Genomic DNA, 15,810 nt, shown 5'->3' with positions numbered 1-15,810 from the left:
TCATGTTGGATCTATTACTTCAACCCTTTGAATATAACTACATGGTTAAAGCAATCTGGGTTAGTGCTATCGTTGGAGCAGTCTGCGCTTTTCTCTCAGCTTATCTAATGTTAAAGGGGTGGTCGTTAATGGGCGATGCACTTTCCCATTCAGTTGTTCCCGGTGTCGCAGGTGCCTATGCACTTGGCCTTCCCTATTCTATAGGGGCTTTTTTTACCGGTATTCTTGCAGCACTTTCCATGACATTGGTGCGCCATATTTCAAAACTAAAAGTAGATGCAGTAATCGGTTTTATTTTCTCCACCTTCTTTGCCATAGGATTGCTAATTCTTTCATTAAATCCCACTTCCGTTAATGTACAAACCATTATCTTTGGCAATATTTTAGGTATTGCAGATGAAGATGTACTGCAAGTTGAAATTATTATTACCATTTCTTTTATTATACTTATGTTTATCTGGAAAGATTTACTTGCCGTATTCTTTGATGAAAATCATGCCCGTTCTATTGGACTAAATCCACTAAAATTAAAAATCATTTTTTTTACCCTATTAAGCGCATGTACGGTTGCTGCCTTACAAACTGTGGGAGCCATACTTGTTATAGCAATGGTTATTACACCAGGCGCTACAGCTTATTTACTCACGGATCAATTCAAACGGTTACTTATTATTGCCATACTAATCGGATTTACTTCCAGTGCTTTTGGCGCTTATATCAGTTATTTTATTAATGGAGCGACAGGCGGAATTATCGTTACTTTGCAAACACTGATTTTTCTTTATGCCTTCTTTTTTGCCCCTAAATATGGTTTATTTACTTCCCGCCGCAAAGCACGACAAGAAATTGTACACCTCAAACAGTTAAAACAAGAGGTAAGCAACAATGAATGATTTGATGGAATTATTAATAACACCTTTTACTTTTCCTTTTATGCAAAAAGCTATCATTACCGCCCTTGTAACCGGAACAGTGTGCGCTATTCTTTCCTGCTTTTTTATACTTAAAGGTTGGTCTTTAATGGGTGATGCTATTTCTCATGCTGTATTACCCGGCATCGTTATCGCCTTTGTTATTGGTATTCCTTTATCAATCGGTGCTTTTATATCAGGAATTTTTTGTGCATTCGCGACCGGTTATCTAAAAGAAAATAGCCGCATAAAAGAAGATACTGTCATGGGTATTATTTTTTCCGGTATGTTTGCCTTTGGATTAGTACTATTTGCCCGTATCGATACAGATCAACATCTTACCCATATTCTTTTTGGTAATATCCTTGGCATTACTAAAGCCGAATTTAAACAAACGTTTTGGATCTCAGCTTTTACTATCGCGATTATCCTGTTAAAGCGCAAAGATTTTATGCTTTATTGTTTTGATCCTAATCAGGCAAAGGTTATTGGTTTACCCGTTAAATTTTTACATTATGGATTACTCTCTTTATTAGTACTTACCATTGTGGCATCTTTACAAGCGGTAGGAATAATTCTGGTCATTGCTATGCTTATTTCCCCTGGAATTATAGCTTTTACACTCTGTCAAAATTTCAATCGAATGTTAATTATTGCGGTTATCGCCTCAACCACATCCTCTTTAATAGGCACTACTTTAAGTTTTCATATTGATGCAGCAACGGGGCCTTGTATTGTAATAACTCAAGCAATTTATTTTATTGCTGCATTATTCTACAGATATATTATTAGTAAAATAAAAAAACGCTCTTCTTTCGATAAAATTTCAATTCGTCCTTGAGCTAAGAAATATATTAAAAATAACCAGAAAAAATTTAGGATTATCTTATTTATTACAGATGATAATCCATATTTTCTCATACAAATTCTATTTATTAACTATAAATTGTCATAATATGAGCTCAAGAATTGAAATGAATAATGAAATGACTTAGAATGCAAATAGGTAATAATTCATTTCATTATTCAAATTAACATTTTGCTATCATAAAAATCTTTACTAAAGCTAAATTAAAAAGCAATATATTCAACAATCTTAGCAAACTAAATATTGCAATTAATTGATTTTAAAATAATTAAACGGAATTTGGTCAAAGCTGGCTCGTGAAGAAGTTGACTTTTCCTTGCCAGCTTTGATAAACGTTAATTGATATATCAAGGATATTATTGTTAAATTGCTATAATAACATTCAAAACAATAGTTTTATTGCTAGATAAGTTATTACTGATGATCTTCATTCAATTATTCAATAAAATTATTTTTCAATTGATTATAATATAAGAAAACTACCAGCCTAAAATATTCATTATGAAGTAAAGTATTCCTCCTAATATAATCGGTAATATATACAGAATAAAAAACTGCTGGAAAATAGTATGACGAGGAATGGTAATTTTGGCTTCTATCTCTTCTTTTGATACTTCAGCACCTTTTGCTCTTTCAAAAATAAGATGATCTTCAATTGCTAATGAACTTCCCTACACTCTAGGATTACGTATCGATCAAGTGGTACAACTGTGGTATTTAGCTGCACCCTGGCAAGGAACCTCATTAGAAGAGGTGGCACATATTAGAAAAAGTACTCACTATGTTTATATTCGCGATTACTTTTCAGCCGTAGTATCAGCAATACCATTACCCTATAGTAAACCCCATCCAGAAGTTTATTTACAAGCAGCGAAACTGCTAGATATAGAACCAACACATTGTGGGGCTTTTGAAGACTCTTTTCATGGTATGGTTGCGGTTAAAGCTGCACGTATGCGTAATATCGTTGTCCCACCAAAAGATCATTTCACTGATCCACGTTGGACATTAGCAGACGTCAAACTCAATACGCTGGCTGAATTAACAACTAAGCATATCATTTAAATTTGATCAATTGGCAGTAATTTGATGCATCTGTATACTGCCAAACTAATGCAATATCACTTCTCTTACAAAAAATTGCTCTTATTATTTAATAAATAAGATATTTTTTCTATTACACTACTCAAACCAAGCCAAAACTATTATACTTTGTAAACTGTATAAATAAACAGTTGGATATTATATGCTATGACTGCCACTGGGCATCTGTTTTTTTCAGTATCATCATTAATACTTGTGCATAAACTTGCAATTACACCTGAGTTTGCACATGGTGATTGGCTTCATTTATTAGCCGGTGCGCTACTTGGCGCACTGCTACCCGCTATAGATCATCCATCATCTCTCGGACGTTTATTTCGTTTCATTTCTGTGCCAATTTGTCGTTTATGTGGTCACCGTGGTTTTACCCACAGTTTACTCGCATGGTTGCTCATTATGTTATTATCAACTCAATTGCCCAATAGTTACTGGCTTTCTGATGCCCTGGTTCAAGCATTCTTATTAGGTTATTTTAGTCATTTAGTCGGGGATATGTTAACCGCAAAAAGGATCCCTTTTTTATGGCCAGAAAAAATTTCTTTCTGTTTTCCTATCTTAGGTAATAATTCTAATCAAAGAGCAGAACATTCTATCGCCATATTATTAGCTATTTGTGCGATATTAATTCCATCGAACTATCAATTACCACTACGACCTCTATTACAAGAAACAAAAAAAATGTTATTACATATGTAGTTAATGAACTAAACGATTTAATTTTATTCCATTCACGATGAAACATTATGAATATAAAATTGCATTTAGTTATAAGAAAATTATTTTTATTGCTGATAATATATAAGGGAAAAGGAGTTTCATTGGAAGTTTTTCATCATCTTACTTCACCAATGACAAAGAATCTTATACCTAGAACAATAAACCGAGCTGGAGAGTGGGTATGAATTTCCCTGTAATTCTGAATGTACTTATCTTTATCCTATTATTGCTGTTATTGGCAAAAATAAGTGCAAATGATGGATGGAGTCTATCAAAAAAAGTTTTTGTGGGTCTTCTTAATTGGTACTGTTTTTGGTGTTGTTTTACATTTAGTATATGGTACTAATAATCAAATAGTGCATGATTCATTATCTTGGTTCAATATTGTAGGCAATGGGTATGTGAAATTACTTCAAATGATTATTATGCCTTTGGTATTTGCTTCCATACTAAATGCGGTAGCACGTTTGCATCAAACCTCTTCATTAGGAAAAATCAGTTTTTTCACCATTGTGATCCTTCTTTTTACAACAGCAATTGCTGCTCTCATCGGGATTATTATTACATACTGGTTTGGCTTAACTGCAGAAGGTCTGGTACAAACTAGTAATGAAACTATTCAACTTCGGATAATAGAAAATAACTATATCCACAAGGTTTCTGATTTAACAATACCTCAATTAATATTATCATTTATTCCTAAAAACCCATTTGCCGATCTGGCAGGAGCTAATCCAACATCTATTATTAGCGTTGTTATTTTTTCTACCTTTTTAAGCATAGCGGCTCCCCAATTAGCTAAAACTAATCCTGAAAAAGGTGAAAAAAAATATTATCTGCTATTGATATTTTTCAATCCTGGATCATGAAGCTGGTTCTGGTTCGTCTAGTTATATAGCTAGGCGACTTAATTTTGATTACAAGGTGTGTTATGAGTTATACAATTGATTTTCGACGTAAAGTAATATCTGTAAGGAAAGCCGAAGGTTTAACAATTCGAGAAACTGCGAAACAATTCCGTATTGGAAAAGCGTCTTTAGTACGTTGGCTTAAACGACCAGAGCCAAAAAATTCAACGCCACGTAAGAGGAAGCTCGATAAAAATGCTTTAGCAAAAGATGTGGAACAGTATCCAGATGCTTACCAAAAGGAACGGGCAGAGCGATTCGGTGTTTGTAAAAAGACTATTTGGCAATCCCTTAAAAAGCTGGGATTAACCTATAAAAAAAACTCTATTCCATCCAAAAACCAACGAAAGCGACAGGCTGGCACATCAGCAAAAAAGACAACAGTATGAAAAAAAAGATAAATCTGTTGTTTTTGTTGATGAAAGTGGTTTTTCACATGACACTCCACGAACTCACGGCTATTCCCCAAAAGGTCACCGTTGTTTTGGCCTGAAAAACTGGGGTGCTAAGGGAAGAACAAATGTTATTGGCGCTTTATTGGGAACAACCCTTTTTGCTATCGGATTATTTGATTGCAATATTAATCGTGATGTTTTTTATGTTTGGATCACAAAAATATTGCTCCCAGAACTTCCTGAAAATTCTGTTATTTTTATGGACAACGCTAGCTTTCACAAAGGTAAGAATATTGAACAGGCAATTATAAACGCAGGACACCAGATAGAATATTTGCCTGTGTATTCACCAGATTTAAATCCTATAGAACATAAATGGTCTCAAGCTAAACGTAAAAAGATGGAAACAGGATGCACTATCGATGACCTGTTTTTAATACATATGCTGTAATCAAAATTAAGTCGCCTAGCTATACGGCTTACACCATATGGAGTAATGGCTTTAATGATTAAAGTTGTTGCTAATTCAAACCTACAAGATATTATTAAACTTGACAGTTTTGTTATTGCTTCTTATTTAGCATTATCCTTAATGTTTATTGTCCATGGTATACTTCTTTCTTTCTCTGGCATTAATCCGATAAAATTTTTTAAAAAAGTCATTCCTGTCACGAGCTTCGCACAGGCATATAAAATCCCAGAAATGGCTTAAAAGCAATGGTTAATTTGCAAGTTACTAAAACGTATAAATTTGTTTAAATTACAATAAGTTGCTTTTAATTTATAAGATTTTGTCTATTTATATATTATGCTGAATTAAACTTAAAAATAGAGCGTTTTTTTATTGGTGCGAAACTCGTGCCTGTATTAATTTTTGCATTTACTAGTCGTTCTAGTACTGGCAGTATTGCATTAAACGTTGAAACACAAACTCAGCAATTAGTCATTCCTGAATCAATTGCTAATTTTTCAGCATCCTTCGGCACAACAATTGGCCAAAATGGATGCGCAGGTATTTACCCCGCAATGGTTGCCCCAACGGTTGAAATCAATCCGCTGGATCCTATATGGATCGCTACATTTGTTGGTATTGTCACCATAAGTTCTGCCGGGATGGCCGGCGTAGGTGGGGGAGCAACTTTTGCTGCATTAATGGTTTACCCGCGATGGGATTACCAATTACTTTAGTAGCGTTACTTATTTCGATTGAACCATTGATCGATATGGGAAGAACTGCATTAAATGTTAATGACTCAATGGTTGCAGGAACAATTACTAGCCAATTGATGCATCAAGCGGACAAAAGTATTTTCGATAAATAATATTTCAAACTTATAATCTCTATCCAAAAGTCCTATTAGAAATCTCTTTAGGACTTTAAAGCAACTAATCAATTTTATGGAATAGATTATTTTTATTATTAAATACTATTAACAATAACGATTATTTTAAAACTTAAATAATTATTATGTCTATTCATAATTTTCATTTTTAAATCCACTAGATAACCAATAAATTCATACTATCAAATAAATATCCTGTTTCTCACAATTATAGAATTGTTAACAGTTTTTTTACTAGATGAAAAATTACCACCAGGTATAAAAATGGTGAACAGGCCCAATTCCTTCTCCAACACTTAATCTATTGGCATGCTTCAAGGTATTTTGCACATAATTTTTAGCTGCAATAATTGTATCGTGCCAGTTGTCAAAGTAAGGACGCTGAGCAGCCAACGCTGCAGATAATGTACAACCAGTACCATGAGTATTTTGTGTTCTTACTTTAGGTAATGAATATCGCCATTCACCACTATGTGTAATAAGCCAATCGGGGCTTTCTTTATTATTAAGATGTCCACCCTTCATAAGTACAGCCGGGCAGCCAAATGATAATAGTTTTCTTCCTTGAGATACCATCTCCTGTTCACTTCTAGCCACATTGCAATTAAGAAGTACTGCTGCCTCAGGCAAATTGGGCGCAATAAGAGACACTTTAGGTAACAAAATATGAATAAGACTATCGATTGCATCAGCATCCAATAATGGTACCCCACTTTTCGCAAGCATAACGGTATCTAGTACCGTAAAAGATAATGAATATTTTTCTAGTGCCGCTGCTACTATGTATATATTTGTAGCATTTGATAACATACCAATTTTCACACTATCAATTCGAACATCAGTTAATACTGATTCAAGTTGTGAAGCGACAATTTCGCCAGGAAGATCATAAATTGACTGTACTGCGCAAGTATTTTGCGCAACTAATGCGGTTATCACAGCTGCACCATAATTTCCTAATGCTGAAAATACTTTCAAATCAGCATGTATACCTGCACCACCCGTTGGATCAGTTCCAGCAATTGATAAGGAATTATAAATCATAAATGTTCCTAATATTAAAATATTAATCAGAATAATTTATGCTACCTTACTTGACTTATTAGATTAAACCAATAGTTATCTTATATCACAACAAATAAATATATTACCTTTACTACCCTATTTCACTATTTTTTGTTTAGCATTAAGATATAATAAAAATCATTCTCATTATATATCTTTTATCAATTTTGTATTTTTAATGAAATAATCCAAATACAACTAATTTTGTAGCACTTAAGCATAATATTCTTCTTATCAAGAATGGCTTTAAAACTAAAAATTTTTATCGTATTTTATAAAATGAAATAATAAATAATTTATCTATCACTAGCGCTCATTTACAATAAATAAAGCCAATGGATATAACAGATTAGTCCCTTGCTTTAGCATAAAATAGTATTCAATATTGACAAGTTTATTGATAGGAACCAGTTTTATCAATAATAAAATTGAAATCAATTTTTTTCAAAACAAAAAAATAACACTATCATTGGATTATATTATCTTTCAATAGTGAAATATAATGAATCTTACAAGACTATCTGTTTTTATTAATTTAAATAAAAATTTTATATAGATAATAGTACATTAAAAATTGGATACCTAATACTGATTAACAAATACCATTTATAACTAATAAAACGATTTAACTGCATAAAAATTAATGTAGCGCATAAAATGCGCATTTATTATATAGTTTATTAAATGAAAATTGAACAATAAAGCATAAGAAACAAAAAAAATGCGACGATAATCTTATTATTAACCTGAGTTCGGGATAAGCATTATCAATTATGCTTGAAGATATGTTCCTGCCACCGGTATCTTTGGTTTAGATGGAATTAAACAATATGCAAGCCCTGCTAATAAATTCACTACAAAGTTAGCAGGAGAGCGGTGCCGCGTATGCGCTATCTGACAAAGATTTTTTAACTCATCAAATACCGTTTCAATAAGCGTGTTGCTTAATAGTGAAATAAGGGTATTTCGGTGATTGAAGTAAATTTTAGGCTGTTCTGAGATGGAAATTCCAAAGACCGGCACTAAGGAGTAAAAAGGTATCATCAATAAAGGGTCTACGATTCCGTAAAATTTGGGTCATACAACCGAGGCGCTTGATACCCGCGATGGCGTGTTCAACCGTAATACGGATGCCCGAGATTATTTTATTTTCTTGTTTTTGTTCAGGCGATAAAGGTCTTTTTCGAGTTCCTTTTTTTGGGATTTGTGTATTAGGATGCTGTTTATCTATACCTTAAAACCGGTATCGGCCCAGATGGTTACCCCAGGGGGAATATGGCGAATTATATCGACTTTATCGAGTAAGCGTTTATCGTGACGGCGCCCATTTTTGATCATGGGGATAAATCCAATTTTCCTCGTTTCGTCAGTCATAATAAGCCCTTTTCGAGTGGTCTGTCTTTTCTTTCCCGAATACATTTTTTTTCGCCGACGCAGATTCTTAGGCTTTTGGACAGGTCGCTCTGTCCCATCAATAAAGACGTCTTTAACTCCAGGAAAGGCGCGAAAAAATTCCTCAGCAGAGCGAATTTGACGAGCGGGCAAAACACATTCTCGCCCCAAGGTCATCTCTAAAACCGGCAATAATATTTTTACCCAGCGACATACCCGTGTTCTATCTAAACCAAAAAGAAGTCCTTGCAAATCATAGGTCGGATAACATTTTAAATACAATAAAATAAAAAGCAGTTTATCTAATGGGGTTGGGATAAATCCTTTCTGCCCTGCACCCATCTGCCGCTCGTGATCTTTTCGATTCTTTTTCCGATAAATCAAATAACAAGCTGAAAATTCAGCGGCTAAATTTTTCAATTCTTCGACTGATAATCCAATGATTGCTTTACATAAACGATTATCTCGTAACAACCGCTCTTTGTTGATCATTTCAAACCGTTATTTTCTAAGTTAAACCTCTTTTTATTGTCTATATAGCTAGGCGACTTAATTTTGATTACAGCATATGTATTAAAAACAGGTCATCGATAGTGCATCCTGTTTCCATCTTTTTACGTTTAGCTTGAGACCATTTATGTTCTATAGGATTTAAATCTGGTGAATACACAGGCAAATATTCTATCTGGTGTCCTGCGTTTATAATTGCCTGTTCAATATTCTTACCTTTGTGAAAGCTAGCGTTGTCCATAAAAATAACAGAATTTTCAGGAAGTTCTGGGAGCAATATTTTTGTGATCCAAACATAAAAAACATCACGATTAATATTGCAATCAAATAATCCGATAGCAAAAAGGGTTGTTCCCAATAAAGCGCCAATAACATTTGTTCTTCCCTTAGCACCCCAGTTTTTCAGGCCAAAACAACGGTGACCTTTTGGGGAATAGCCGTGAGTTCGTGGAGTGTCATGTGAAAAACCACTTTCATCAATAAAAACAACAGATTTATCTTTTTTTTCATACTGTTGTCTTTTTTGCTGATGTGCCAGCCTGTCGCTTTCGTTGGTTTTTGGATGGAATAGAGTTTTTTTTATAGGTTAATCCCAGCTTTTTAAGGGATTGCCAAATAGTCTTTTTACAAACACCGAATCGCTCTGCCCGTTCCTTTTGGTAAGCATCTGGATACTGTTCCACATCTTTTGCTAAAGCATTTTTATCGAGCTTCCTCTTACGTGGCGTTGAATTTTTTGGCTCTGGTCGTTTAAGCCAACGTACTAAAGACGCTTTTCCAATACGGAATTGTTTCGCAGTTTCTCGAATTGTTAAACCTTCGGCTTTCCTTACAGATATTACTTTACGTCGAAAATCAATTGTATAACTCATAACACACCTTGTAATCAAAATTAAGTCGCCTAGCTATAGCGTGACAAAAAATGCAAGTCTCTATTCAGCAACTATTTTAATGGTTTCCGATCATCTGTGTTTCCTGGTGTAAGTCGAAAACTGAGTATTTCCCCCAAATGATTGATAATTACATGAAGTTTGAAACCAAAGAACCAACCTGTTGAGGTTTTTCCTCGTTCAGCTATCCCATCGAAGACTTTATTGCCGGCGGATCCGTAAGTTATCACACACAGCTATCGGAGTAGAATCGGCAACCGACAGACCCGTGCACTTTTCCTTAAATTGACTCAAACAGTGCCGTTAAAGCTAAGGCACTGCGCGGAAGTAACTCTACGCAGCGTGAATATGATGGCAAGTTAGGAAATTCCTTCCTGAGATATAAACGGACATGAAGAGATAAAATACCTTGAATTGGCTGAATCGGAGTTGATGAAACAAAACAACCAGTGTCATCATTTCAGCCAATGAAAGCTGCGAGGGTGTTCATAATTCTGTGTCAGGGGATTTTATATTTTGATTATACCATCTAGGCGCCCTTTAAAATAGATGGACAATTGAGCAATGGTTAACGCCCAGTTACTAATCGGCATAGTCCATTTGTTGGATACCTGATTGATGCCAATATAGAGTAATTTTAATAAGCTGTTTTCATTAGGAAAAGCCCCTTTGGTTTTAGTTAATATCCTAAACTGCCGATGAACCGCCTCTATTGCATTGGTCGTATAAATGGGTTTTCTAATGGCTTTAGGGTATCGAAAATAAGCACTGAGCAACTTCCATTTACTTCGCCAGGATTCTAGCACTATCGGGTATTTTTCACCCCATTTCGATTCCAGTTCATCAAGGGCAAGCTCAGCAGCCGCTTTAGTATCTGCACGATAAACTGGCTTTAAATCAGCCATAAAGGCTATAACGTAAGCTATTGCGAATTTGATGAACTACGCATAGCTGAACTTCTGTCTGCGGGAAAATACTGGCTATCGCTTCTGGAAACCCTTTTAATCCGTCAATACAAGCGATTAAAATATCTTGTATACCACGGTTATGTAAGTCAGTCAGAACGCTCAGCCAATGATGTGCTCCTTCTGTTTCAGACATATAGAGTCCTAACAATTCCTTATGCCCATCGGTGGTTAGTCCAAGTACTGTGTAGATTGCCTTATTGATATAGTGACCATCTGTTTTATCTTGTAATGAATGGCATCGAGCCAGACAAAAGGATAGAGCGCCTCCAGAGGGCGTTGTTGCCAGGCTTTTAATTCAGGGAGTAATTTGTCAGTAATATGCGTAATAGCTCCATCTGATATTTCCAGTCCATATAATTCTGCAACATGTTTTTGAATATCACGATAACTCATGCCTATAGCTAGGCGACTTAATTTTGATTACAAGGTGTGTTATGAGTTATACAATTGATTTTCGACGTAAAGTAATATCTGTAAGGAAAGCCGAAGGTTTAACAATTCGAGAAACTGCGAAACAATTCCGTATTGGAAAAGCCTCTTTAGTACGTTGGCTTAAACGACCAGAGCCAAAAAATTCAACGCCACGTAAGAGGAAGCTCGATAAAAATGCTTTAGCAAAAGATGTGGAACAGTATCCAGATGCTTACCAAAAGGAACGGGCAGAGCGATTCGGTGTTTGTAAAAAGACTATTTGGCAATCCCTTAAAAAGCTGGGATTAACCTATAAAAAAAACTCTATTCCATCCAAAAACCAACGAAAGCGACAGGCTGGCACATCAGCAAAAAAGACAACAGTATGAAAAAAAAGATAAATCTGTTGTTTTTATTGATGAAAGTGGTTTTTCACATGACACTCCACGAACTCACGGCTATTCCCCAAAAGGTCACCGTTGTTTTGGCCTGAAAAACTGGGGTGCTAAGGGAAGAACAAATGTTATTGGCGCTTTATTGGGAACAACCCTTTTTGCTATCGGATTATTTGATTGCAATATTAATCGTGATGTTTTTTATGTTTGGATCACAAAAATATTGCTCCCAGAACTTCCTGAAAATTCTGTTATTTTTATGGACAACGCTAGCTTTCACAAAGGTAAGAATATTGAACAGGCAATTATAAACGCAGGACACCAGATAGAATATTTGCCTGTGTATTCACCAGATTTAAATCCTATAGAACATAAATGGTCTCAAGCTAAACGTAAAAAGATGGAAACAGGATGCACTATCGATGACCTGTTTTTAATACATATGCTGTAATCAAAATTAAGTCGCCTAGCTATATACGACTTCATAGCTTCCTCCTCCTGATAAAATATAAATAAACTAATATAGTTATACTTATATCAATTAAGATATTAAATAAAAAAAATAAAACTTAAATATCAATCAGTTAAAAATATAGCTCATTTAATATACGCATTTACAGGCGAAAACAAGCGATTTGACTCACTATAAATCAATTAGTTACAGTTTATAGTGAGTTACAATTTTAGCTGAAATCTCAGTTTTAACTCACGCTTTTTTAAGTCAAAATAACCTTAACCATTCGTTTAATTACGGAGAAATAGTTATGTCTAAATTAGTCACAATTCAAAATAGTCAATTACCTGTTTGGTCTGACTTTCACAAAACCACTTACACGCAACTAACAACTAATAGTTAACAACTTTCTCCAACGCTGCTAATATGATGCCATTAAGTGGGACTGAGTATCCCAATGATGAAATGGTCCACGGTTTATTTGAAGTTGACACGAGTTTCGCACAGGCATATAAAATTTCAGAAATGACTTGGAAGCAATGGTTAATTTGCAAGTTACTAAAACGTATAAATTTGTTTAAATTACAATAAGTTGTTTTTAATTTATAAGATTTTGTCTATTTATATATTATGCTGAATTAAACTTAAAAATAGAGCGTTTTTTTATTGGTGCGAAACCCGTGGTTGAGAAAAAAGCCAAAGAGACGGGCGCAGTGCTCGAAGAACGGAAGAAATACCGATTTATAGTCCGAGTCATTGAAAAATACCCCTGAGCAAGTAGGGCATGTTTTTAACTAAAGCTGGATTATGTGATGAATATACAGCGTATTTAATATAGCCTGTTTGTTTGTCATAATTCAACCTGACGCTAGCAAACATTGAAAATATCAGATGACTAAAAATTTACTCCAACGCCCCATGATGCTGTATTTCGGAATTTTTTAAGTGAAAAAGAAACCGCGCAAGATTTTTTCGATATCTGGTTGCCAGATGAGATTAAATCAATTTTTGATGTAATAGCTCAGACTTGATCTGACAGATACCGGTTATTTATACAGCACATGTTAGATCAAGTCTGAGCTACTACACACTAAGCCGGTCTTATTTAGACTAACAGAAATCATTATTGAAATACCTATCAACCAAATAAGTTGATTTGAAAAACCACTCAATGCATCATTAATGGCTTCCGTCGAATTATTAGGATTAGTTGCTCCCGTAATAGCAATTAAAGCAATTGCGATAATGGAAATTGCACCTATTGGTAAGGCTTTACCATAGCTATTATAGTCCCAATAAAAAGCGCAAATAATTGCCAAGCATTTACCTCAACACCATCAGGAGCAGAAATAATAAACCAGATGATGAGAGTGATTGTAATAGCAATTATGGTTGGTAAAGGTTTAAATGGGGTCAATTTATCCATATTGTATTATCCAATTAGTGAAATATATCTACACAAAAAATAATTAACAACTTATAAATGAAAAAATCACGTTAACAAATCATACAACTACTTATTATATAAATTTGTAGATTAGTAACTATATTTATTTTTATCAAGCTTAATAATAAATATTAATTTATAAGTTTATTAAATTATCCAATTTATTCTTTTAATTTTTATCTCTTTATTGTAAAAATAAGTTATTTTCATATGTTAAAACTGTGATATGTATTACAAAAATCACAATAAATTTTATTTATTAATTCACAGAAATAAACTTTTTCTTTTAGTGATTTTCATAATATAGCAAATTAATCATAATTATTTATGGTTAATTTTATCAAATAACAAATAAGTTCATTTATTTTATAAAAAAACAATAAATTTATTTAAAAATCAGAATTACTTTATAAAAAATAATATATTTTATATTACAATATAATGTGCAAATCTATTTATTTTTGAATAGATATAAAATTAAAGTCAAAAAAAGCAGCAAATCAATATGCCCATTTGTGCTAACCCAAAGCCAATAAAGACCATCCAATATGATTTTATATCAGTTTAGCTAGACTTATTTCTCTAACCATTCAGTATGAAAGATACCCTCTTTATCAATCCGTTTATAAGTATGAGCGTCAAAATAATCACGTTGTGCCTGAATTAAATTTGCCGGTAAAAAAGCAGAGCGATAACTATCATAATAAGAAATTGCTGCCGTAAGCGTAGGTAATGGAATACCATTTTGTATACCAAAACAGACAATATCCCGTAATGATTGCTGGTATTCATCAATAATGTTCTTAAAATAAGGCGCTAACATTAAGTTTACTAGAGATGGGTTTTGGCTATAGGCATCGGTAATTTTTTGCAAAAATTGCGCCCTAATAATACAACCGGCTCGGAAAATCCTGGCAATTTCGCCATAATTTAGCTGCCATTGATATTCATCCGATGCTGCTCTTAATTGCTGAAAACCCTGTGCATAGGAAACAATTTTACCTAAATAAAGTGCCCGACGAACTTTTTCAATAAATTCCTGCTTATCACCGTTAAATGAATTAACAGCCAGCCCACTCAGGATGTTTGCTGCTGCCACCCGCACCCGCTGCTCTTTTAAAGAAGAGAGATAACGCGCAAATACCGATTCAGTAATAAGCGTAACAGGTACTCCCAAGTCTAAAGCACTTTGACTGGTCCATTTTCCTGTTCCTTTATTAGCGGCTTCATCCAATATGACATCAATCAAATAATTACCGGTCTGGTCTTCTTTTTTACGAAAAATATCGGCCGTAATTTCGATTAGATAACTACTTAATTCCCCTCTATTCCATTCAGTAAAAATATCGGCTAATTCTTCATTATTTAATTTTAATGCGTTTTTAAGTATTGAATATACTTCAGCAATAAGCTGCATATCACCATACTCGATGCCATTATGCACCATTTTTACATAATGACCTGCACCATCGGGACCAATATAACTGACACAGGGCTCACCATCGACCTTAGCTGCAATTTGTTGCAAAATAGGTGCCTACTAAACCATAAGCCTGTTCTGTCCACCAGGGATGATAGAAGGCCCTTTTAATGCACCTTCTTCACCACCAGAAACGCCAGTTCCAATAAAGTTAAACCCTTGTGCTGAAAGTTCTTGATTACGTCGAATAGTATCCTGAAAATAAGTATTACCACCATCGATTAGGATATCACCTTTATCCAGATAAGGTGTTAAGGAAGCTATGGTTTTATCTGTCGCCGCACCCGCTTTTACCATTAATAAAATACGACGTGGTTTTTCTAATGAATCAACAAATTCTTCAATTGTATGACAGGGGATTAATTTTCTACCTGGATTTTCTGCGATCACTTCATCGGTTTTTTCTTTAGAACGATTAAAAACCGAAACAGAGTAACCTCGGCTTTCAATATTGAGCGCTAAATTACGTCCCATAACAGCCATACCAACTACACCAATTTGTTGTTTTGACATGAAAAACTCCTGTCTGACAATTCATTACCCACAATTAAC

13 protein-coding genes and 10 pseudogenes are annotated in these 15,810 nt (G+C 34.3%); 12 read left to right on the top strand and 11 right to left on the bottom strand.

The window, feature by feature from the left end; all coding sequences use genetic code 11:
• Positions 1-2 precede the first annotated feature (2 nt).
• Together AYJ55_RS12975 and AYJ55_RS12970 are read left to right on the top strand one after the other, a co-directional pair.
• Positions 3-893: a metal ABC transporter permease gene (locus tag AYJ55_RS12975; RefSeq protein ID WP_063656818.1), complete on the top strand. Its 891-nt coding sequence runs from the start codon at positions 3-5 to the stop codon at positions 891-893.
• Positions 886-1,752 (top strand): metal ABC transporter permease, encoded by an 867-nt coding sequence (locus AYJ55_RS12970; protein WP_063656816.1) that lies wholly within the window; start codon positions 886-888, stop codon positions 1,750-1,752. The genes AYJ55_RS12975 and AYJ55_RS12970 overlap by 8 nt, the downstream gene beginning before the upstream one ends.
• Before the next feature lie 506 nt (positions 1,753-2,258).
• Here the strand turns inward: AYJ55_RS12970 and AYJ55_RS26150 are convergent.
• Positions 2,259-2,378 carry a YniB family protein gene (locus AYJ55_RS26150; protein ID WP_245677374.1) on the bottom strand — a complete coding sequence of 40 codons (120 nt, stop codon included), beginning with the start codon at positions 2,376-2,378 and terminating at the stop codon, positions 2,259-2,261.
• Between the two features lie 52 nt (positions 2,379-2,430).
• Here AYJ55_RS26150 and AYJ55_RS12965 point away from each other — a divergent pair.
• From AYJ55_RS12965 to AYJ55_RS12935, 7 genes and pseudogenes are all read left to right on the top strand, one after another.
• Positions 2,431-2,844 (top strand): annotated as a pseudogene (locus AYJ55_RS12965) (HAD-IA family hydrolase); the annotation flags it as partial.
• A 186-nt stretch (positions 2,845-3,030) separates the two neighbouring features.
• The gene (locus tag AYJ55_RS12960) at positions 3,031-3,579 is read left to right on the top strand and encodes a metal-dependent hydrolase (RefSeq protein ID WP_063656812.1); all 549 of its coding nucleotides are present in this window, start codon (positions 3,031-3,033) and stop codon (positions 3,577-3,579) included.
• Between the two features lie 202 nt (positions 3,580-3,781).
• Positions 3,782-4,495, top strand: a pseudogene (locus tag AYJ55_RS12955) (cation:dicarboxylate symporter family transporter); the annotation flags it as partial.
• 36 nt (positions 4,496-4,531) lie between these two features.
• Positions 4,532-4,897, top strand: coding sequence for an IS630 transposase-related protein (locus tag AYJ55_RS12950; RefSeq protein ID WP_063653415.1), 366 nt, complete (start codon positions 4,532-4,534; stop codon positions 4,895-4,897).
• On the top strand, positions 4,821-5,354 hold the full coding sequence (locus tag AYJ55_RS26145) for an IS630 family transposase (protein WP_342668157.1): 534 nt from the start codon (positions 4,821-4,823) through the stop codon (positions 5,352-5,354). Before AYJ55_RS12950 ends, AYJ55_RS26145 begins: the two co-directional genes overlap by 77 nt.
• 3 nt (positions 5,355-5,357) lie before the next feature.
• Positions 5,358-5,594 (top strand): annotated as a pseudogene (locus AYJ55_RS12940) (cation:dicarboxylate symporter family transporter); the annotation flags it as partial.
• Positions 5,595-5,755: 161 nt separating this feature from the next.
• A pseudogene (locus AYJ55_RS12935) lies at positions 5,756-6,225 on the top strand (cation:dicarboxylate symporter family transporter); the annotation flags it as partial.
• A gap of 267 nt (positions 6,226-6,492) precedes the next feature.
• Here AYJ55_RS12935 and thiD read toward each other — a convergent pair.
• The 8 genes and pseudogenes from thiD to AYJ55_RS12910 all read right to left on the bottom strand — a co-directional run.
• On the bottom strand, positions 6,493-7,290 hold the full coding sequence (gene thiD / locus AYJ55_RS12930; protein ID WP_063656806.1) for a bifunctional hydroxymethylpyrimidine kinase/phosphomethylpyrimidine kinase: 798 nt from the start codon (positions 7,288-7,290) through the stop codon (positions 6,493-6,495).
• 792 nt (positions 7,291-8,082) lie between these two features.
• Positions 8,083-8,253: pseudogene (locus tag AYJ55_RS26140) on the bottom strand (transposase); the annotation flags it as partial.
• Positions 8,254-8,296: 43 nt separating this feature from the next.
• Positions 8,297-8,515 (bottom strand): transposase family protein, encoded by a 219-nt coding sequence (locus AYJ55_RS34645; protein WP_162505268.1) that lies wholly within the window; start codon positions 8,513-8,515, stop codon positions 8,297-8,299.
• 23 nt (positions 8,516-8,538) lie between these two features.
• Positions 8,539-9,195, bottom strand: a complete 657-nt coding sequence (locus tag AYJ55_RS12925) for a transposase family protein (protein WP_063656804.1) — start codon at positions 9,193-9,195, stop codon at positions 8,539-8,541.
• A 67-nt stretch (positions 9,196-9,262) separates the two neighbouring features.
• A complete protein-coding gene (locus tag AYJ55_RS12920; protein WP_063653499.1) occupies positions 9,263-9,751 on the bottom strand; it encodes an IS630 family transposase in 489 nt (162 codons plus the stop codon).
• Positions 9,720-10,085 carry an IS630 transposase-related protein gene (locus tag AYJ55_RS12915; protein ID WP_063653415.1) on the bottom strand — a complete coding sequence of 122 codons (366 nt, stop codon included), beginning with the start codon at positions 10,083-10,085 and terminating at the stop codon, positions 9,720-9,722. The genes AYJ55_RS12920 and AYJ55_RS12915 overlap by 32 nt, the downstream gene beginning before the upstream one ends.
• Before the next feature lie 77 nt (positions 10,086-10,162).
• Positions 10,163-10,583: pseudogene (locus tag AYJ55_RS33200) on the bottom strand (IS982 family transposase); the annotation flags it as partial.
• Between the two features lie 29 nt (positions 10,584-10,612).
• Positions 10,613-11,485: pseudogene (locus AYJ55_RS12910) on the bottom strand (IS256 family transposase); the annotation flags it as partial.
• 20 nt (positions 11,486-11,505) lie between these two features.
• On the opposite strand from AYJ55_RS12910, the gene AYJ55_RS12905 reads away from it, so the two are divergent.
• From AYJ55_RS12905 to AYJ55_RS34640, 3 genes and pseudogenes are all read left to right on the top strand, one after another.
• Positions 11,506-11,871, top strand: a complete 366-nt coding sequence (locus AYJ55_RS12905) for an IS630 transposase-related protein (protein WP_063653415.1) — start codon at positions 11,506-11,508, stop codon at positions 11,869-11,871.
• Complete coding sequence (locus tag AYJ55_RS12900; RefSeq protein ID WP_162505291.1) at positions 11,795-12,328, top strand: IS630 family transposase; 534 nt, start codon at positions 11,795-11,797, stop codon at positions 12,326-12,328. The genes AYJ55_RS12905 and AYJ55_RS12900 overlap by 77 nt, the downstream gene beginning before the upstream one ends.
• A gap of 926 nt (positions 12,329-13,254) precedes the next feature.
• Positions 13,255-13,362 (top strand): annotated as a pseudogene (locus AYJ55_RS34640) (Rpn family recombination-promoting nuclease/putative transposase); the annotation flags it as partial.
• A 60-nt stretch (positions 13,363-13,422) separates the two neighbouring features.
• Here AYJ55_RS34640 and AYJ55_RS12895 read toward each other — a convergent pair.
• Positions 13,423-13,757: pseudogene (locus AYJ55_RS12895) on the bottom strand (anion permease); the annotation flags it as partial.
• Positions 13,758-14,352: 595 nt separating this feature from the next.
• Positions 14,353-15,771, bottom strand: a pseudogene (gndA, locus tag AYJ55_RS12890) (NADP-dependent phosphogluconate dehydrogenase).
• Positions 15,772-15,810 lie beyond the last annotated feature (39 nt).

Source organism: Candidatus Arsenophonus triatominarum, from assembly GCF_001640365.1.
Taxonomy (GTDB): Bacteria; Pseudomonadota; Gammaproteobacteria; order Enterobacterales; family Enterobacteriaceae; genus Arsenophonus; species Arsenophonus triatominarum.
Note: the sequence above shows the minus strand (reverse complement) of the source record. Positions and strands in the feature narration are given on the sequence as shown.